This window comes from Endozoicomonas sp. Z74 (assembly GCF_057680865.1).
This window is the reverse complement of the sequence record NZ_JBLYZI010000062.1, coordinates 1-20,033: the sequence shown is the minus strand read 5'-3', so window position 1 is coordinate 20,033 and position 20,033 is coordinate 1. Positions and strand designations below refer to the sequence as shown.

Annotated in this window: 17 protein-coding genes; 13 read left to right on the top strand and 4 right to left on the bottom strand. The window is 50.5% G+C overall.

Annotation, left to right across the window (positions count from 1 at the left end; genetic code table 11):
- Positions 1–312 precede the first annotated feature (312 nt).
- Positions 313–1,011 (top strand): alpha/beta hydrolase, encoded by a 699-nt coding sequence (locus ACNRUY_RS16940; RefSeq protein ID WP_488112832.1) that lies wholly within the window; start codon positions 313–315, stop codon positions 1,009–1,011.
- On the opposite strand, the gene ACNRUY_RS16935 is transcribed toward ACNRUY_RS16940, so the two are convergent.
- On the bottom strand, positions 1,012–1,962 hold the full coding sequence (locus tag ACNRUY_RS16935) for a hypothetical protein (RefSeq protein ID WP_488112831.1): 951 nt from the start codon (positions 1,960–1,962) through the stop codon (positions 1,012–1,014).
- Between the two features lie 411 nt (positions 1,963–2,373).
- Between ACNRUY_RS16935 and ACNRUY_RS16930 the strand changes: the two genes are divergently transcribed.
- The 3 genes from ACNRUY_RS16930 to ACNRUY_RS16920 all read left to right on the top strand — a co-directional run bounded on the left by ACNRUY_RS16930 (position 2,374) and on the right by ACNRUY_RS16920 (position 4,603).
- Positions 2,374–2,508, top strand: coding sequence for a hypothetical protein (locus tag ACNRUY_RS16930; RefSeq protein ID WP_488112830.1), 135 nt, complete (start codon positions 2,374–2,376; stop codon positions 2,506–2,508).
- Positions 2,466–2,675, top strand: coding sequence for a transposase (locus ACNRUY_RS16925; protein WP_488112840.1), 210 nt, complete (start codon positions 2,466–2,468; stop codon positions 2,673–2,675). Before ACNRUY_RS16930 ends, ACNRUY_RS16925 begins: the two co-directional genes overlap by 43 nt.
- A 245-nt stretch (positions 2,676–2,920) precedes the next feature.
- Positions 2,921–4,603 carry a hypothetical protein gene (locus ACNRUY_RS16920; RefSeq protein ID WP_488112829.1) on the top strand — a complete coding sequence of 561 codons (1,683 nt, stop codon included), beginning with the start codon at positions 2,921–2,923 and terminating at the stop codon, positions 4,601–4,603.
- 103 nt (positions 4,604–4,706) lie between these two features.
- On the opposite strand, the gene pabB is transcribed toward ACNRUY_RS16920, so the two are convergent.
- The gene (gene pabB / locus ACNRUY_RS16915) at positions 4,707–6,107 is read right to left on the bottom strand and encodes an aminodeoxychorismate synthase component I (RefSeq protein WP_488112828.1); all 1,401 of its coding nucleotides are present in this window, start codon (positions 6,105–6,107) and stop codon (positions 4,707–4,709) included.
- 225 nt (positions 6,108–6,332) lie between these two features.
- Here pabB and ACNRUY_RS16910 point away from each other — a divergent pair, with 225 nt between their 5' ends.
- From ACNRUY_RS16910 to prpF, 5 genes are all read left to right on the top strand, one after another.
- Complete coding sequence (locus ACNRUY_RS16910; RefSeq protein ID WP_488112827.1) at positions 6,333–7,016, top strand: GntR family transcriptional regulator; 684 nt, start codon at positions 6,333–6,335, stop codon at positions 7,014–7,016.
- Between the two features lie 56 nt (positions 7,017–7,072).
- Positions 7,073–7,912: an isocitrate lyase/PEP mutase family protein gene (locus ACNRUY_RS16905; RefSeq protein WP_488112826.1), complete on the top strand. Its 840-nt coding sequence runs from the start codon at positions 7,073–7,075 to the stop codon at positions 7,910–7,912.
- Positions 7,913–8,097: 185 nt separating this feature from the next.
- The gene (prpC, locus tag ACNRUY_RS16900; protein WP_488112825.1) at positions 8,098–9,225 is read left to right on the top strand and encodes a bifunctional 2-methylcitrate synthase/citrate synthase; all 1,128 of its coding nucleotides are present in this window, start codon (positions 8,098–8,100) and stop codon (positions 9,223–9,225) included.
- A gap of 129 nt (positions 9,226–9,354) precedes the next feature.
- The gene (gene acnD / locus ACNRUY_RS16895) at positions 9,355–11,949 is read left to right on the top strand and encodes a Fe/S-dependent 2-methylisocitrate dehydratase AcnD (protein ID WP_488112824.1); all 2,595 of its coding nucleotides are present in this window, start codon (positions 9,355–9,357) and stop codon (positions 11,947–11,949) included.
- Between the two features lie 69 nt (positions 11,950–12,018).
- Entirely contained in the window at positions 12,019–13,212 is a 1,194-nt protein-coding gene (prpF, locus tag ACNRUY_RS16890) for a 2-methylaconitate cis-trans isomerase PrpF (protein WP_488112823.1), read from the top strand.
- A 25-nt stretch (positions 13,213–13,237) separates the two neighbouring features.
- Here the strand turns inward: prpF and ACNRUY_RS16885 are convergent, their stop codons facing one another.
- On the bottom strand, positions 13,238–14,680 hold the full coding sequence (locus ACNRUY_RS16885) for an ADP-ribose pyrophosphatase (protein ID WP_488112822.1): 1,443 nt from the start codon (positions 14,678–14,680) through the stop codon (positions 13,238–13,240).
- Between the two features lie 123 nt (positions 14,681–14,803).
- Complete coding sequence (ppsR, locus tag ACNRUY_RS16880) at positions 14,804–15,625, bottom strand: posphoenolpyruvate synthetase regulatory kinase/phosphorylase PpsR (RefSeq protein WP_488112821.1); 822 nt, start codon at positions 15,623–15,625, stop codon at positions 14,804–14,806.
- A gap of 367 nt (positions 15,626–15,992) precedes the next feature.
- Here ppsR and ppsA point away from each other — a divergent pair, with 367 nt between their 5' ends.
- From ppsA to ACNRUY_RS16860, 4 genes are all read left to right on the top strand, one after another.
- The gene (gene ppsA, locus ACNRUY_RS16875; RefSeq protein WP_488112820.1) at positions 15,993–18,392 is read left to right on the top strand and encodes a phosphoenolpyruvate synthase; all 2,400 of its coding nucleotides are present in this window, start codon (positions 15,993–15,995) and stop codon (positions 18,390–18,392) included.
- Positions 18,393–18,519: 127 nt separating this feature from the next.
- Complete coding sequence (rraA, locus tag ACNRUY_RS16870; protein WP_488112819.1) at positions 18,520–18,999, top strand: ribonuclease E activity regulator RraA; 480 nt, start codon at positions 18,520–18,522, stop codon at positions 18,997–18,999.
- 189 nt (positions 19,000–19,188) lie between these two features.
- On the top strand, positions 19,189–19,389 hold the full coding sequence (locus tag ACNRUY_RS16865) for a DUF5397 family protein (RefSeq protein ID WP_488112818.1): 201 nt from the start codon (positions 19,189–19,191) through the stop codon (positions 19,387–19,389).
- Positions 19,389–19,604: a hypothetical protein gene (locus ACNRUY_RS16860; protein WP_488112817.1), complete on the top strand. Its 216-nt coding sequence runs from the start codon at positions 19,389–19,391 to the stop codon at positions 19,602–19,604. The genes ACNRUY_RS16865 and ACNRUY_RS16860 overlap by 1 nt, the downstream gene beginning before the upstream one ends.
- Positions 19,605–20,033: the final 429 nt, after the last annotated feature.

Below are 20,033 nucleotides of genomic sequence, written 5' to 3'. Positions count from 1 at the left end.
GTCGTACAGGGGGTTTTATTGCTTTTAACGACGTCTAAACTATAACCAGTTCACGGTTTTAATAAAAGAGTTAGTAAAGGCACGAGCAAGGGCTTTACAAATACAATTTGGTAATAAATTGATAACAAAACATCATTGATTGGGTGCAGAATGAGGATAAAAGGGTGGGGAAAACTGGTATTTGTGAGTTTTTTACTCTGGGGCTGTCACAGTGTCAAGCGAGTGCCTGAGGTCAAGCCAAAGGATTTTCCTGTTGCTGTTGAGGTCTTGACCTATGACAAAGGAAGGTTGCCTTTAACACTCTGGAGGCCAATGCAAGCCAGGAGTTCCACACTCCGTCTTTATATTGAGGGCGATGGCAGAGCCTGGGTTCGAGCTGGCAGACCATCAACAGACCCGACCCCCGTTAACCGGCTTGTGCATCAGTTGATGTTGCAAGACCGTTTTCGGGATATCGCCTATCTCTCCCAGCCTTGCCAGTATGTGATGAACGCTGCCTGTGATCGCAATGTCTGGACCTTTGGCCGCTATAGCCCCCAGGTTCTGGAGAGTATGAATCTGGCCATGGATGAAATTAAAAGAAAAGGAAACTACCAGGCTTTTGAACTGGTCGGTTACTCGGGTGGAGGGGCAATGGCGTTGCTCTTGGCCGCTCACCGAAACGATGTGCTCTCTATTCGAACGGTAGCGGGAAATCTCCTTCCATCGGTGACCAATCAAATTCATGGTGTATCTCCCATACCTGGGGCCATGAACCCAGCGGATTTCAGTGCCAGGCTTAGCCAGATCCCCCAGGTGCATTTTGTGGGCGCGGAGGATCGGGTGATTCCTTTAAGTATCAGTCAGAGCTTTGCCAAAACACTGAAAAAAAACGACTGTGTTACGATTCAGAGCGTTTCTGCTAATCACCATCAGGGTTGGATAGAGCAGTGGCAACGTCTGCTGACTATTATACCTTTATGTAAAAATAATGTCGTTATTACACCCTTCAAAAAAAAGGGGAGGAATTAACTATTTCTTACAATTGCGATCAATATTCTCCAGCATTTCTTCTTCTATAAAGTGGTCACTATCTAAAGCATCAAGCACTATTGAATCACCTTCATGTGTCAGGCTATTTGAACATTTGTCAACATATCTATCAAAATCATCGCAATGTGGACGTAGTACGTCAGGATGTTTCCTTCTTATCTCTTCACATCTCATTATCCTTTTAAGATAATAATCCAATCTTTGCTCCCTTTCAGCATCGAACCATGTAACATCTATATAGCTGACCACAAGCTGATCATCGTCATTATCATCTTTGCCAAGAATGAAAATGGAATTCCATGCATGGCTATTGTTATTTTGTGTGTGCATGTAGATGTTTTTTAGTTTTTCAGGAAACATTGCTTTTAAGTGTTGAAAGACAATACTGGTTAGCGCGGAATATCTTTCACAATCACCGACTTGAGACTCCCAGTACACAGATAGGGGAGCAGGGGAGCGGAGCTTTGATTCAGGAGCGTCTACATCATAGAATTCAAGCTTATCCGCAACAATTCTAGCAGAAAGGCTAATGATATCCTTTGCTGTTAGCTGGGATAAATCATAATTTGCCAGTTGCAAATTTAAGTCTTGTATGAATTGATCGAGCTGTTGCCTGTTCATATTGTGTGCAATAAATGAGTATCCAAACATGTCAAACAAATCCATTGGAAAAGCAATCTCATCAGGGCTGATATAATCATTAATAAGGTTAAATGGTACAAATTTTATTTTTCCTGAAGGGTATTTTTCACATGCACTTATATCCAAAGCACGGGTACCTCTTAATAAATATGGATAAATAAAAGCATTAGATGGCAGGTTGTTTATATCTCTCTCCCTCCATTCCCAAAGAAAGAATCTATCATTGAAAGTTTTAATTATTAATTCTTCATCAGGTTTTTGATTTGCTAATAGAGCATCAGATATCAAAATTAAAAAAAAATAGCGTTCTTCATATTGATTTCCTGTTGGTAGAAATGTGCAAAATGCTTCTTGTAAACGAAATAACCAACAATTAAAAGTGACGTGCTAGTATCACCGATAAAAGTCCAGCTCATGCATCATAGGTGCCTTTATATCAGAAGCCAGCCCGGAAGCTGTCTTGCAGTTTTGGCTCAAAATGGTATTACCATGGTTGACTAGAGTGATGTCTGCCAAGTTTATATAGACACTTTGATTCAAGAATAGTTCGATGGCTATCTGAACTAACTTGTACGGATATTACTCTGATTTGAATGATTAATGATGTTTGTTCGCGAGACTACCTCTGAGTATTGATGTGAACTGACGCTTTGCACTCCTGAAAAATAGTACGATAGAACCTCAATTCTTGAGGTATCCATGAGCAAAGTTGACGCTCGTAAAGTTTTCCATAAGGTAAGAGAGAGCATCGGCATTGAAGCCATTCAAAAGCGTGAACTGGCGGAGGAAAAATTCCGGAGCGCTTTAACACCGATGTATTTATCAAATTCCTGAAGCAAATCGTCAGCTCTCATGAGTGCCCGGTGATGATACTGATAGACTGCCACTCTGCTCATAAGGCCAAAAAAGTGATGAAGTACCTTAAGCGAGAAGAGCGGCTTATTGATAATCATCTTTTGTCGCCTTATTTCCCGGAGTCTACTGAAAACAGGTGCGCATAGGGTATGCTTTTATCAATACATAAAGAACATTATTGATGCTTTAAAAAACAGCGCTGCCTCCATCTTAAGGATATAGCCTTTGCATAGGTATTCCATGATCTCTGATTGGAACTTTCTGACGCGATTTATGTCTGTGAACAGGTAGACAAAATATTTTGTTTTGCTTGTCCCTGGAATTTTAGGAGGTATGCCCCTTCTTTTCTGATGGACCGATTCTAATCATTTTAATAAGCACAGGAGTTGAAATGAATAATAAAATCAGAGTATTAACTGCTTTTTCTGTTGTCTTTCTCAGTGCCAGTGCCGTTGCAGGACCTTTATTAGAAAATGCTAAGGGTGCTTATGCGGAAACGGGTTTAGAATCATTCGGGGCCATTGAACTTCCCTCTAAAACACATCCATTAGTTGATGCTGGCACTCATGAAATTGTAGAGTCAGCGACCGACAACTCCCTGGAATCTTATTCAAGTATTGGACTTCCAAGGGAAAGTCATAAGGAAGTCGATTTAATGGATGGTGCATCCGACGAATCAGCATTAGAGCCTTATACCGGGGTCGGCTTTCCAAAAGAGAGGCATCAGGAGACTGACTTAATCGTTGATTCATCCGGTGAATCAGCACTAGAGCCTTACACAGGTGTTGGTTTTCCAAAAGAGGGGAATCAAGAAACTGACTTAATCGTTGATTCATCCGGTGAATCAGCGCTAGAACCTTACACAGGTGTCGGCTTTCCAAAAGAGGGAACTCAGGAGGCTGGCTTAATCGTTGATTCATCCGGTGAATCAGCGCTAGAACCTTACACAGGTGTCGGCTTTCCAAAAGAGGGAACTCAGGAGGCTGGCTTAATCGTTGATTCATCCAGTGAATCAACATCAGAACCTACTACAAGTACTGGATTGCCAAAAGATAAAGAAAAGAATAGTGCACAGCCTGCAAGTCCTAGCCCTTCCAGTTATTTAAGAGTAGAAGGGCAACAGAGTAGTTATGAGCATGAAGCAAATACATTCAAGGGTGCTAAATCAGAACATAGACTGGAAGGTCATAGGGTAGTGGATGGAGCCCAACCAGCAGCATCTATACCAAATGCTTATTCACGTTCTATGAGTGAGGCAGGTGAAAGTGTAAGTATGGCTCCAGTTGATGATTCAGGGTTGTTGAAAAAAATCTTCAGTAAGATGGCTGCTGAAATCAAAGCTCTGGAGCAGAAATATCTATCAGGTGTCCGTAAACAAAATGATGCAGGGATACCTGAAGGTTCAGAGGCTGGTATTTCTGGACAGCTTGTTGCAAAGGGGAGGGCCGTTAAAGAGGAAGAGCCTGCCCATATGCATGTCGCTTTACAAAGAGACGATTTTGATAAAGAAGCTTTACCTCTAAAAGAGGAACAGCCTTTCCATGGAAGTGGGAAAAACGATGTACCCGTAACAAGCCATGATCAAGAAAATAAAGCTGCCAATACCATGAGAGCGAGAGCTGCGCAAGGAGCATCTATAGAAGAGGTTGATGTGGAATCCGGTTCTTTAGCGGATCATATGGAAAGGGGGTCGATGAGTTACAAAAAAACTGGGTCTGTTCTTCAGGATGTGGTGGATCTTCATACGCAGAAGCCATTTGATGTAAGTTGCATCTACACAGCAGATATTCATTTGAATAATAGAGGTGAAACTCATACTGCTGTATCAATTCAGGCTTCCAGTGATTATCTTTTATTTGAGTTTTATAACCTGTATGGCGTTCGCGGTGAGAGAATCAGTTCTGGATCTTCAAAATTCAGTCTGGTTATTGATAGAAAAGATAAAAGAAGTATCGAAGCCTATAAACTATATGGTGATGGGACACACTTTCATAAAGACGAATCTTTCAATATGGACCTTCAGCCAACCGTTGAGAGAATTATAAAAAGATGTGTTGTCATAAGCGATAAATAAGGTTGCTTTCTTAAAAAAGAGTACACTGATTCTTTTGTGAAGAAAGTCGTTATAAAGCCAGGCACTTAGTGCCTGGCTTTGTACTTTTGATGATTAAGCCAGGTCAAGGCGAAGTCGGCTGAAAGTTATGTTCAAGGGCATTCAGCAGGTGACTGACTTTGGTGATGGACTCCTGATATTCATCGTCAGCGTTTGAGTCCGCCACAATAGCGCCGCCGCCCCAGCAGTGGAGCCGCTGATCATAGGCCAGTAAGGTGCGTATGGTAATGCTGGTGTCCATGTCGCCATTGCAGTTAATGTATCCCACAGAGCCACAATAAATGGAACGGGGAACAGGCTCCAGTTCCCGGATAATTTCCATGGAGCGGATCTTGGGTGCTCCGGTGATCGACCCTCCGGGAAAGGTACTGGCCAGCAGGCTGGCGGCGTCATTGACTTCTGAAAGGTCTCCAGTGATGGTGCTGACCAGGTGGTGAACATTGGAATAGGTTTCCAGAGCAAACAACCTGGGGACGAATACGCTGCCCACGGCACAAACTTTGCCAAGATCATTACGCATCAGGTCAACAATCATCAGGTTTTCTGCTTTGTCTTTTTCACTGTTTTTCAATTCATGGGCGATAGACCGGTCTTCCTCCTGGGTCACTCCCCGCCGCCGGGTGCCTTTGATGGGGTTGGTCTCCACATGACTATCCGTCAATCGGATAAATTGCTCCGGTGAATGGCTGAGAATGGTGACGTCATGGTGTCGTATATACGCGGAGTAGGGAGCCTTGCTGACTTTTCGAAGGTATTTGTAAGCTTCCCAGGTGTCTCCAGAGAAAGGAGCAGTAAATTCCTGGGTCAGGTTGATCTCGTAGCAATCCCCCGCCGCTATGTAATTCTGAATCTTATCAAATGACTGATTATACTCTTCACGGCTCTGGGTCGCGGTAAATGGCTTTTCCAGCTGGAATGAGGGGGCTTTTCTTTCTGAGGGTTTTCGATCAAGAGCATGAAGTACCTGTGATTTAAGCTCAGGTGTGATGTCCGGGTGAAACACCAGGTGGGTTTTCTGCTGTTTATGGTCAACAATCAGTGCCCAGTGATAAAGGCCAACGGAAGCCAGGGGGGCATTATGCTCTCTGGGCTCTATCTTTTCCGGTTCCTGAAGCTGGCAATACTCATAAGCCCAGTATCCCAGAATCCCCCCGGTAAATGGCAAACCTTCAGAGTTAACGGGGGTCATGGATTTGACCAGCCTGGAAAGCAGCGGAAAGAGGGAGGCTCCTTCTTCCCTGGCAGTGTGGCCGTTGATGGCATCCACAATGGTCATGCGGCCCTGGGCATCAACCGTTATTTCCTTGCTGGGGGCAGCGGAGAGAATATCGTAACGGCTGAAATTATCTCTGCACACTGAGGTACAACTATCAAGAAAAACCGGGTGGGGCAGATCGATAAAATGTTCAAAATAAAGGCTGGTGTCGTCTTTGTGGTCCAGTTCCAGAATGGTTAATGTGTTCATAGCAGCCTTAGGGGGAAAATGCAGTGGGCATTCTAACTGGAGCCAGTGAATCGCGCTATTTTTATCTGGGTGATTATCCGTCCGGGAAAAGTGTTTTTCTCTATGATGGCCATGATAATCAATGCTCAATGGTCAACTCTTGCGCATTGTATACAATATAGGTGGATATACGGATAAAAACAGGGTATAAAGGGTCGAAAAATAAAACATTGTAAACAATTCTTTATGAGCCAACCCAAGAGCACCCCATCGGAGCCTGTTTTACCCACTCAGCCTACCCAGGCCAGAGAAGTGGCTCAGGTGCTCGTTCAAGACATTATTAACGGCAAAATACCCGAAGGCAGTCGTATCTCTGAGCCAGAGTTGTCGAGGCGCTATGGCGTCGGGCGCGGGCCGCTCCGGGAAGCGATTCTGAGGCTGGAAGGAATGGGTCTGGTGGTACGTGCTCCCCATGTTGGCGCCCGGGTAGTGACCCTGACCTGCAGAGAGCTGTCTGAAATCTTTGCAGTCCGGGAAGCGCTGGAGGGTATGGCCGCCAGGCAGGCGGCTGAATGCATGACGGATGCAGAGCTGGTTGATCTGGGTCAACTCATTGAAACCCATGCACGCTATGTTCAGGAACATAATGGCCAGGCCTACATGGATCAGGAAGGCGATTACGATTTTCACTACCGGATCATCAAGGCCTCCGGAAACCAACGGTTGATCCGGGCCCTTTGTGATGAGCTTTATAATCTGGTGCGGATTTATCGAAAGTCCTCCGGGCGTGCTGCCCGGCCTGAGCAGGCACTGGTTGAACACCAGATGATCTATACCGCCCTGAAAGACCGGGATGGTGAGCTGGCTGAGATTCTGATGCGCCGTCACATCGCCCGGGCAAGACGGGAAATTGAAACGGTGCTTGAATAGTGAGTCTGCAACATTAAAACCCTTAAACCACAACAACAAGAAGTAGAGGTAATATCATGAGTGAAAACGATAATTCATTAAGCCGCCTCATTGCCCGGGAGGGTATTGTGACGGCTCCGGGTGTGTACGATGGTATTTCCGCCAGGCTGGGAGAAGAGGCAGGATTTTCGGCCCTCTATGCCAGTGGCGGCGCCATTGCCCGAAGTACCGGGGTACCGGATATTGGGCTGCTGACGTTAACTGAAGTGGTTGACCGGGTTCGCCAGATCGTTGAAGCCACCTCCCTGCCGGTCATTGCCGATGCGGACACCGGTTTTGGCAATGAAGTGAATGTCAAACGAACCGTCGAACTGTTCCGCAATGCCGGCGTAAGCGCTTTCCATCTGGAAGATCAGGAGTTTCCTAAGCGCTGTGGCCACCTGGATGGCAAGTCACTGGTGTCCGTGGATGAGATGTGCAAGAAGGTGTCCGTTGCTAAAAAGTATGCCGGCAACGTCACTGTGATCGCCCGAACCGATGCCATTGCCGTGACCGGGTTTGAGGATGCCATTGACCGCGCCAGGGCTTATGTGGATGCGGGAGCCGATATGCTGTTTGTAGAGGCGCCCCAGACCATTGAGCAGATCGAAGCCATTGCTGAACAGGCTCCTGGCCCCAAGCTGATCAATATGTTCTACAGTGGCAAAACGCCTCTGGTGCCCACAGAAGACCTCAAAGCCATGGGTTACCAGTTGATTATTATTCCTTCAGATCTGCAGCGTGCAGCGGTCACCGCCATGCGGGAAGTGCTCAATGTGATCAAGCGCGATGGTAACAGTGGTGCCATTGCCGATGGCATGATGACCTTCCAGGAGCGGGAGCAGCTGGTGAAAACCCAGGAGTTTCTGAATCCCTGATAAAAAGAGGACCGGGTAGCGGGAAGCCTGCACCTAATCAATTTGAGGGAAGCTTCTGTCCCCTGTAAACCTGACAATATCCCGGTCCCGTTCAAAAGCCGGCAAAGTGGCTGTCGGTTGATGTCCATAGCATCTGAAGATGCCTGTAAACTTTCAAAAAAACCTTATAAAAACGGAGAAGTATCATGGCAGAGAAGAAACTGGGTGGTGCCGGCCTGCGAGGTCAGTCTGCTGGAGAAACCGCACTGTGTACCGTGGGCAAAACCGGCTCCGGCTTGACCTATCGTGGCTACGACATCAAAGAGCTGGCCGATAAAGCCCAGTTTGAAGAGGTCGCCTACCTGTTGTTGTACGGAAAGCTGCCCAACCAGGCTGAACTGGATGCCTACAAGGCCCGCCTGAAAAACATGCGTTCTCTGCCTGATGCCCTGAAAACCGTTCTGGAGCAGATCCCCGCCGATGCCCATCCCATGGATGTCATGCGTACAGGGTGTTCCATGCTGGGCAACCTGGAAACCGAACAGGGTTTCTCTGAACAGCTGAATCATATTGACCGGATGCTGGCAGTATTCCCCGGCATGATCAACTACTGGTATAACTTCAGTCACAACGGCATCCGTGTTGACGTGGACACTGAAGCGGATTCCATTGCTGAGCAGTTCCTGTGGACGCTGCACAATAAAAAGCCGGACCCTCTGCACGTTCAGGTAATGCATGCGTCACTGGTGCTGTATGCAGAGCATGAGTTTAATGCCTCGACCTTTACCGGCCGGGTTTGTGCCTCCACGCTTTCTGATATTCATAGCTGTGTCACCGGAGCTATCGGCTCTCTGCGAGGCCCGCTTCACGGTGGGGCCAATGAAGCCGCCATGGCCATGATTGAAAACTGGCGTTCCACGGATGAGGCCGAAGAGAAAATCATGGGTATGCTGGCCCGCAAAGACAAGATCATGGGCTTTGGCCATGCCATTTATCGTGAGTCTGACCCCCGTAATGCCATTATCAAGGAGTGGTCAAAGAAGCTCTCGGAACAGGTGGGTGATGAGTACCTGTATGCGGTGTCAGAGCGGGTAGAAGCGGTGATGTGGCGGGAGAAAAAGCTGTTCTGCAACGCCGACTTCTTCCACGCCTCTGCCTACAACTTTATGGGTATTCCCACCAAGCTGTTTACTCCTATCTTTGTCTGCTCCCGGGTTTCAGGCTGGACGGCCCATGTCATGGAGCAGCGCGCCAATAACCGGATCATCCGGCCTTCTGCGGATTACACCGGTCCGGAAAGCGCAGAGTGGGTGGATATTGAAAACCGGCCCTGACCTCTTATGGTCTGGCGATCTCTTCGTTCCCACGCTATGCATTCCCAAGGAGGAGCGTGGGAACGAGGTAAAAAAAAGCGGGCCTGAAGACCCCCATTGACACCTTACTTCCCGGTGGATTTGTGACGTATGAACACTGCCTTTCGTAAACCTCTGCCCGGCTCAGGGCTGGATTATTTCGACACCCGTGAGGCCATCGAATCCATCCAGCCCGGGGCTTATCAATCACTGCCTTATACTTCCAGAGTGCTGGCGGAGCAGCTGGTGCGCCGCTGCGATCCCGATACTCTGACTGACTCCCTTAAACAGATCATCGAACGTAAACGTGACCTGGATTTTCCCTGGTATCCCGCCCGAGTGGTCTGTCATGACATTCTTGGCCAGACGGCACTGGTGGATCTTGCGGGTCTCCGCGATGCCATTGCAGAACAAGGGGGAGACCCTGCCAAAGTCAACCCTGTGGTCCCCACCCAGCTGATTGTGGACCATTCCCTGGCCGTTGAGCACGGTGGTTTTGACCCCGACGCTTTTGAAAAAAACCGGGCCATTGAAGACCGCCGTAACGAAGACCGCTTTCACTTTATCGAATGGACCAAAACCGCTTTTGAAAATGTCGATGTGATTCCCGCAGGGAATGGCATCATGCACCAAATTAACCTGGAGAAAATGTCGCCAGTGATCCAGGCCCGTGAGGGTGTCGCCTATCCAGACACCTGCGTGGGAACTGACAGCCATACCCCCCATGTGGACGCCCTGGGGGTGATCGCCATCGGGGTCGGAGGACTTGAGGCGGAAACGGTCATGCTGGGCAGGCCCTCCATGATGCGGCTGCCGGATATCGTTGGCGTTGAACTGGTTGGCCAGCGTCAGCCGGGCATCACAGCTACCGACATTGTACTGGCGCTGACCGAGTTTTTGAGAAAAGAGCGGGTGGTCTCTGCCTATCTCGAATTCTTCGGGGAAGGGGCCGCCAATCTCACCATTGGTGACCGGGCCACCATATCCAACATGACGCCGGAGTTCGGGGCATCCGCCGGGATGTTCTACATCGATGAACAGACCATCGACTACCTGAAACTGACCGGACGGGAGCCCGAGCAGGTCCGCCTGGTTGAGGAGTATGCAAAAACCACCGGGCTATGGGCCGATGACCTGGGCAGTGCGGAATACGAAAGGGTGCTGACGTTTGACCTTTCTACGGTGTGCCGCAATATGGCAGGCCCATCCAACCCTCATCGACGATTGCCCACCGATGAATTACAAAGCCGGGGAGTGGCGGGAACCTGGGAAGAGCGCCCTGGTGAAATGCCCGATGGCGCGATTATCATTGCCGCCATCACCAGCTGTACCAATACCAGTAACCCCCGTAATGTGGTTGCCGCCGGCCTGGTGGCGAAAAAGGCCAATGAACTGGGCCTGATCCGCAAACCCTGGGTGAAATCTTCCTTTGCTCCGGGCTCCAAGGTGGCCCGGCTCTATCTTGAAGAAGCGGGTCTGCTGCCGGAAATGGAAAAGCTGGGGTTTGGCATTGTTGCCTATGCCTGCACCACTTGTAACGGCATGAGTGGCGCCCTGGATCCGAAGATTCAGCAGGAAGTCATTGACCGGGATCTGTATGCGACGGCGGTCTTATCCGGTAACCGGAACTTTGATGGACGGATTCATCCCTATGCCAAACAGGCCTTCCTGGCTTCGCCGCCGTTGGTGGTGGCTTATGCCATTGCCGGTACTGTTCGTTTCGATATTGAAAGAGACAGCCTGGGTACCGGTCCGAACGGGCAACCCATTACCCTGAACGATATCTGGCCCAGCGATGAAGAGATTGATGCCATCGTCAATGAGTTTGTCAGGCCGGAGCAGTTCAATCAGGTGTACATTCCCATGTTCGATCTGGGGAAAGCCGAGTCCGCGGAAAGCCCCCTGTACGACTGGCGCCCCATGAGCACGTACATCCGCCGACCTCCATACTGGGAAGGGGCTCTCGCCGGTGAGCGGACATTGCAGGGAATGCGTCCCCTGGCACTGCTGGGTGACAACATTACCACCGACCACCTGTCGCCTTCCAATGCCATACTGGGCAGCAGTGCCGCCGGTGAGTACCTGGCAAAAATGGGACTGCCGGAAGAGGACTTTAACTCCTATGCCACCCACCGTGGGGATCACCTCACGGCTCAACGGGCCACCTTTGCCAACCCTAAATTGCTGAACGAGATGTGCCTCGATGATCAGGGTGAGGTGAAGCAGGGTTCTCTTGCTCGCATTGAGCCGGAAGGGAAAGAAACCCGGATGTGGGAGGCCATTGAAACCTATATGGAGCGGAAGCAACCCCTTATCATTGTCGCCGGAGCGGATTATGGTCAGGGGTCCTCCCGGGACTGGGCTGCCAAAGGGGTCCGGCTGGCTGGAGTGGAAGCCATTGTGGCGGAAGGTTTTGAGCGAATCCATCGAACCAATCTGGTGGGGATGGGAGTGCTGCCCCTTGAATTCAAGGCCGGTACCACCCGGAAAACCCTTGGGCTCGATGGCACTGAAACCTATGATGTAGTGGGTGAACGGACTCCGGGAGCAACCCTGGCGCTGCTGATTCACCGCAGGAACGGTGAAACGCTTGAAGTTCCGGTAACCTGTCGTCTGGATACCGCTGAAGAAGTATCCGTATACGATGCGGGTGGTGTTCTGCAGCGCTTTGCCAGGGACTTCCTTGAATCTGAAGCGGCTGCCTGATGCCCCTCATGTTGGCCCTTTATGGGAAGGGCCAACCATTCACTCTTATTACAGAAGGAGCTGTTGAATATGGCTCATCCTCCACAGATAAAAATCCCCGCCACCTATATGCGGGGCGGAACCAGCAAAGGCGTTTTTTTCAATCTCACGGACCTTCCTGAAGCGGCCCAGGTGCCGGGGGAAGCCCGTGATGCGTTATTGCTCAGAGTAATAGGCAGCCCCGACCCCTATGGTAAACAGATCGATGGCATGGGGGGCGCCACTTCCAGCACCAGCAAAACCGTGATCCTCTCAAAAAGTGCTCAGCCGGATCATGATGTGGACTATCTGTTTGGACAGGTTTCCATTGATAAACCCTTTGTGGACTGGAGTGGCAACTGCGGAAACCTGACAGCGGCCGTTGGTGCTTTCGCCATTCGAAGCGGCCTGGTTGAAGCAGGGCGGATCCCGGATAATGGTATCGCTACAGTCCGGATCTGGCAGGCCAATATCCAGAAAACCATTATTGCCAATGTGCCAATAACGGGCGGTGCGGTACAGGAAACCGGTGACTTTGTACTGGATGGGGTCACTTTTCCCGCCGCCGAGGTTCAGGTTGAATTTCTGGATCCTGCGGACGGTGAAGGATCACTGTTTCCCACCGGTCACCTTGTGGATGACCTTGAAGTCCCCGGCATGGGGAATGGCAAGGCGACTATAAAGGCGACCATGATCAATGCCGGTATTCCCACCATTTTTGTCAATGCCGAAGACATTGGGTACCAGGGAACAGAGCTTCAGGAAGCGATCAATGGAGATAACAAGGCCCTGGCGCTATTTGAGAGCATCCGGGCCCATGGGGCTCTGCGAATGGGATTGATCCGTCGTATTGAAGACGCTGCTACCCGACAGCACACGCCTAAAGTCGCTTTTGTTGCTGAACCCAAAAGCTATCGTTCTTCCAGTGGTAAAGAAGTCTCTGAAGAGGATATCGACCTGCTGGTCAGAGCGCTCTCCATGGGTAAACTTCACCATGCCATGATGGGAACCGCTGCAGTAGCCATTGGTACGGCGGCGGCAATACCGGGAACCCTGGTTAACCAGGCAGCCGGTGGCGGTGAACGCAATTCAGTCCGTTTTGGCCACCCTTCGGGTACCTTGAAAGTTGGGGCAGAAGCTGTGCTCAATGATGGGCAATGGTCTGTTACCAAAGCGATCATGAGCCGCAGTGCCCGGGTGCTGATGGAAGGGCAGGTCTTTATTCCTGCTCTGACAAAACTCTAACGTTTCTTTTCATGGGGCGGCGGCGTTAGCCCCCGTCCGCTGGCCTCTGTTGTTGCTTCAGCCCCTGCTGATGCTTCAATGTTTCCTGAATAACAGGGGCGGTTCTGACAATCTGTGAATGGCTGGCATAGAGTCCGTTCAGGTTGTCTTCGGTGACAGCCATCCATTTCACATCCGCGGCATCGTCCCCTGCCTGGAGGTTGATTTGACCGGCCACATCCGGCGTTAGGTGCACAGCCCAGGACTCGGTTTCCATCCAGGCGTTATCGGTATTTCTGGGGTCATTAACCACGCCTTTAAAGGTGTTTGCGGCCTTCTGGAAGCATTCAAACTGTTTCAGTTCCTGCATTTTGTTTTCGATGGCAGTTTTGCTGAGATCTTTTCTTCCGGAACCGCCTCCCGTCGCCAGCGCCTCCTCTGCCAGCTCCTTAAGAGCGACATTGAGTATGTCTTTCTCTCCTTCCACCATGCCTCCAGGCAGTGCCCACTGTTTATCTCTTTTTCGGAAGATCAGCAGGACTTCCACTTCCCCCTCGTCATTGGTCCGGGTGATGATGTTGTCGGCCGCATGGTTAGGTCCCCACAGGCCCAGCTCACCACGGCCTTCCACTCCCGTGGCTCCGGTAGGGTTGAGCGGCCGCATTTTATCGTCAAAGATAATGGTTCCCCCATGGCTGGAACGGGCATAGGTTTTATTCCAACCCTTGATGGAAGCAACATCTGAGGCATCGGCATAGCGGCCATCAACCCCCTTGCGGTCACTTTTTTTCTCATTATCGATAATTTTTTTTGATGTATAGTCCATTGGATGGTAAGTGCCGTCAGCAGTGATTGGCTGGCGGTTGTATGCCTGGGTCGGCTCAGAGGTAGGAACAGGCTCCTGACGGGTGGCTCCTTGATGACACCAGATAGCCATCTTTGCCTGATCAAGGGCCTTTGCAACATTCTGTTCCATTTCCTGCCGCTGGGGGGCGCTCATCACAATGTTGACGGTTTTTGCAGGCTGACTGGCCTCAGACAGTGTCAACAGTTGTGGCTTTTTTATAACCGGGGTGTTCATCAGGGCTTCAAGGTTGCCTTTCAGCTCCTTGTCAGCCCCTGTATTTCCCAACTGTTTTGTCATCGACCTTAGCGCATTGGTGGACAACATCAGAGCCTGGTCTTTGGACTGCCGGAATCCCGGAACTTTCAGTTGCGTGACGGTTTCCTGAAGACGCGCCATGACGTGTTTTTTCCCGGTGCTCCTGGTTTTTCCCCCTTTGGCATCCGGAACGGTTTTGGAAACCATTCGCTCCCGGAGGGATTTTCCGAAAGGTCGATTTTTCAAATTATCCAGTTGCCGTGCGGGTTGCTGAGCTCCTATCTCTCTGACGCCATCGGAACCACTGGCTACTTTCCCGGCGTCTGGCTGTGCCGTTGAGCTGCTGACGGGGCCGGGCTGTGATGAGGGTTGAATGGGTCCGCTCATGGTGACATTCCTTTTCATAAATCCTGGTAACAGCATCGTCCGGGATGGGCAAAAATTAACCTCCAGACTCATAAAAGTCAGAATCACAAGGGTGGAAATCACCGAGCCCATCACAACAATGCTTTATTTCAAGCGGCGCGCCAGCCGGGCCTGATCCATGATGCGGGTGGCAATTTCCTCAACGGAAAACTCCGTTGTATCGATAAAATCGATCCGCTCCTGCTGGTAGATCCGCTCCACTGACTGAACTTCATATTGACACTGCCTGATGGAAGAGTAGGGGCTGTTGGGGCGTCTCTCATTACGAATACCCGACAGCCGGGTCGGGTTGATGGTGAGTCCAAAAAGTCTCCCTTTGAAGGGCATCAGGGATTTTGGCAAGCGGATGCCCTGGTCAAAATCCTCTTCGGTCAGGGGGTAATTAGCGGCAAAGATACCGAATTGTAACCCGAGGTAAATGCAGGTGGGGGTTTTGCCAGAGCGGGACGCGCCCAGCAGAATGATATCCGCTTTTTCATAATGCCGGGTTCTCACCCCGTCATCATTATCCAGGGCAAACTGAACCGCCTCAATACGTCGGTGATAGGTGTCGCTGCTGGTGGTTGACCGCTTTTTGCCAATCCGGTAGAGGGGGTGCGAGCCCAGTTCTAATTCCAGTCCCGGCAGAAACGTGGCAAACAGGTCTATGATATAGCCACCGCTGGCGTGCATTAACTGGCTGATTTCTTCATTAAGTACTGTCATGAACAAAATGGGCTTGACCCCTTCCCGTTGCTCAGCCTCAGAAATTTGAGACAGGGCGGTTGCCGCTTTTTCCGGGGTGTCCACATAAGGGAGGGTATGATGCTGGAATTCAGGCCCGGAAAACTGTGCCAGAAGGCTCTGCCCAAAAGATTCGGCAGTAATGCCAGTGCCGTCGGAAATAAAAAAAACGGATCGTTGCACAAAATACTCCATCAAGATTCGTGGTTAACAACGCTGCCCATGGCGGCTCCCCACTTATACCTGTTCATAGTGGCATTGCGAAAGGTGTAAAAGGAATCCTGCCCGGTGCGCTTTGCACTGAAGTAATGTCAGTGTCAAAAAAGAACAAACAAACACTTCCATTTACAAACATTTTCAAACAAACTATACCGAACTTTGCTCAGGGTTAGAACAGTGGCAGGTGATTTCAGCCCTGTTTTCCTTGATCGGTTGTCCCAGGAGTCGGTTATTGGCCCCCCTGGGAACGGCGTCTGAAGACCCACGAAACCGTTGCAGAATAATTTTCCAGACTTTTGTGGCATTTTACCGATATCGGCAGGAGAGTGGTTTGAGCAATTCACCGAGCAACGGCCTTTACAGGGCTGTATTACCGGAGCTGGTCGTGGGTTTGAACACCCTGGGCAGTGGTGATGTTGACAGAGTGGGGGGGAAAAATGCCTCTCTGGGGGAGATGCTGAGCCATCTGGGTCAGGCGGGTGTCCAGGTACCCGGGGGGTTTGCTACCACAGCAGATGCTTATCGCGATTTCCTGGAACATTCAGGACTTTATGACCGGATTCATCAACTGCTGGATGAGCTGGATATTGATAATATCCAGCAGCTCACCCGGGCCGGTGCAAAAATCCGTCAGTGGATTATGGAAGAACCATTCCGCCCAGAACTTGAACAGGCCATTGTCGACAGTTACCAGGAACTCTGTGGAGGCCAGGGCGACCTTGCCGTGGCGGTTCGCTCCTCTGCTACTGCTGAAGACCTGCCTGACGCTTCATTTGCAGGCCAGCAGGAAACCTTTCTGAATATCCGCGGGGCGGAGAATGTGCTCAGGGCGGTGCGTGAAGTATTTGCCTCTCTCTTCAACGACCGGGCTATTTCTTACCGGGAGCACCAGGGCTTTGATCACCGGGATGTAGCGCTATCAGCGGGTATCCAGAGAATGGTAAGAAGTGAGACCGGGGCTTCAGGCGTGATGTTCACCCTGGATACCGAGTCCGGTTTTCGTGATGCGGTGTTTATCACTTCATCCTATGGACTGGGGGAGACTGTTGTTCAGGGGGCTGTAAACCCGGATGAGTTTTATGTCTATAAACCGGCGCTGAAGGAAAATCGTCCCGCGATATTGCGACGTAATATGGGCAGCAAAGCCATCAAGATGATTTACGGTGATGCTGGTGAGACCGGGCGTTCAGTGCAGACAGTGGATGTGGACCTGGATAACCGCCAGCAGTTTTCCATCAACGATGATGATGTTCTGGAGCTGGCCCGCCAGGCAATGGCCATCGAGACACACTACGGCTGTCCAATGGATATCGAGTGGGCCAAGGATGGGGATGACCAGCGGTTGTACGTGGTTCAGGCCAGACCGGAAACAGTGCAGAGTCGTAGCACGAGCCGGACCCTGGAACGTTACCGGTTATTGAAGCAGGGGAGTGTCCTGGCCGAAGGGCGCAGCATTGGCCAGCGCATTGGCCAGGGCAGCGTTTGCCTGGTCAGTGACCTGGAGGATATGGACCGGGTCCGGGAAGGGGATGTGCTGGTGACGGACATGACCGATCCGGACTGGGAGCCGGTGATGAAAAGGGCATCCGCTATCGTTACCAACCGTGGGGGGCGCACCTGCCATGCTGCTATCATTGCCCGGGAACTGGGTATTCCTGCGGTGGTCGGTTGTGGTGATGCTACCCGGGTCCTGAAAGACGGGCAGTCAGTGACCGTCTCCTGCGCAGAAGGGGACACGGGCTTTATCTATGAAGGTGAACTGCCCTTTGAGCACCAGAAGAAAGATCTGGACCAGATGCCAGACCTGCCTTTCAAAATCATGATGAACGTAGGCAACCCGGACCGGGCTTTCAGTTTCTCACGGCTGCCCAATGCCGGTGTGGGGCTTGCACGCCTTGAGTTCATCATCAATAAGATGATTGGTGTTCATCCCAAGGCGCTGCTGAATTACCAACGAGTGCCAGGGAATGTCAAAAGCCAGATTGACGAACGGATGGCTGGTTATCAGGACCCGGTTGAATTTTATGTGGAGAAACTGGTGGAAGGGGTGGCGACCATCGCCGCAGCCTTTGCCCCGGAAAAAGTCATCGTGCGACTCTCGGATTTCAAGTCCAATGAATACGCCAATCTGGTGGGGGGGAAAATGTTTGAGCCCCACGAGGAAAACCCCATGCTTGGGTTCCGTGGCGCCTCCCGTTATATCTCTGAAGATTTCCGGGATTGCTTCGAGCTGGAGTGCCGGGCCATGAAAAGGGTTCGGGAGGAACTAGGACTGACCAATGTTGAACTGATGGCGCCTTTTGTCCGCACTCCCGAGGAAGCCCGTCAGGTGGTGGACATTATGGCTGGCTTCGGTCTCCGCCGGGGTGAGCAGGGACTGCGGATCATCATGATGTGCGAGCTGCCCGCCAATGCGCTGCTGGCGGAAGAGTTCCTCCAGTATTTCGACGGCTTTTCCATCGGCTCCAATGATATGACCCAGCTGACCCTGGGACTGGACAGGGACTCTGGCCTGATCGCCCACCTGTTTGACGAACGTAACCCGGCCATCAAGCAGTTACTGTCCATGGCCATTCAGGCCTGCCGGGAGCAGGGCAAGTACATCGGCATCTGTGGCCAGGGCCCCAGTGATCACCCTGACCTGGCTCGCTGGTTGATGGAGGAGGGGATTGAGACGGTATCCCTGAACCCAGACTCGGTGCTGGAAACCTGGCTCTATCTTGCGGAGTGATTCATTAATCCCGGGAGCCTTTTAAAGAAAAGCCACAAAGGTCACAAAGAAACAGGGTCAAACCTCTGTGCTCTTTGTGGACTTTATGGTTATATCATTGATTCAGAATTGCTGTGGAAGAAGAATAATGTCATTTACCACCCCTGATCTCTGTGATGACTTTCCTGAACACATCCAGGTGGCTGAGCCAGGCTTCAGAAACTACGGCGGCCGCTCTCTCTTTTATGGAAAGATCGTCACCATCAAGTGCTTTGAAGACAACTCCATGGTCCGGGAACAGGTGGCCCAGGACGGCCACGGCAAAGTTCTGGTGGTGGATGGCGGTGGTTCCATGCGGCGTGCCTTGCTGGGGGATATGCTGGCGGAAAAAGCAGTCAGCAATGGCTGGCAGGGGATTGTTGTCTATGGGTGCATCCGGGATGTGGATGTTATCGCCCAGCTGGATATTGGCGTTCAGGCCCTGAACACCCACCCCATGAAAACCGATAAAAAAGGCCAGGGAGAGACCGGGCTGCCTCTTCGCTTTCACGGAGTGGATTTTATTCCAGGGCATTATCTATACGGGGACAACAATGGATTGCTGGTTTCTGGCTCATCGTTGATTTAGGGCGATTGGTTGAGTTTGCCGATCAGCAAAGAAGAGGGCTTCTGTGGTTATCACAAGAGAACGTCTTCGGTATTTGAACCTGGCAGAAAACGCTGGCTTTCAGACTATCAAAAACTATTCTTGAAAGGATTCTCTCAACACCATACTCTTAACCGTTAAACGAGCAGGTTGATAGCAAGGAGACCGCATATGCCCCACCAATCATTTCCGGCTCCTCAACTGATCGGCCAATATCGCCGGTTTGGTGAGTTAGGCCCAGCATACAAAATTGTCGCTCCTCTTCGTCCGGTTGACGGGGATGACTGGTTAGTACTGATTCAGGTACCTGAGTCAGGTGAAGAAACTGAATACAGGTATTCAAATATCAAAAATGATCCGGTAGCCCACTGATGTACGCTATTGCCTTTGATCTTGTCGTTGCTGAAACCGAAAAACATCACCCTAAAGGGGTACCGCAGGCTTATATTGAGATAGGTTCTACGTTGTCCCGTCTTGGCTTCAACCGGGTACAAGGAAGCCTTTATATGACCGAAGACGAAAATATGGCCAATCTATTTCGCGCCATTACTGCTTTAATGGTTTCCTGCCTCTGTAAGGGATATTAGGGCTTTCAGGGTTGAGCAGTGGTCAGACTTCACAGAAATGGTCAAGGAAGACTGAGAATAGATTGGCGGTGGGTGCCTGGATTAATACTTCAGAAACCCACTGATTGATACTTTGTCTAGCCCTGCAGCTCAGAGGGGGTTCACATCTTGTCCGGATTGAATTTCTTAGACTGGTTTACCCAGCGTTACACAGATTTTTACTCATCACATAATTTAAATGATTTTCATCATTGAGAGTGAAATATGTATTGCCAATGTTTTTAAATTCATGGTGCTGATAGGGAAGGTGCGATTAAGTCCCTAGCCATGAGATAATACTCCCATCGCTTCCAGCTTGAGTTTCTGTCCATGAGCCAGCTTAGTTTCGCAGACAGTGAGTTTGTCCATAAACGCAGAACCACCCGCAAAGAGCGCTTTCTGGCAAAAATG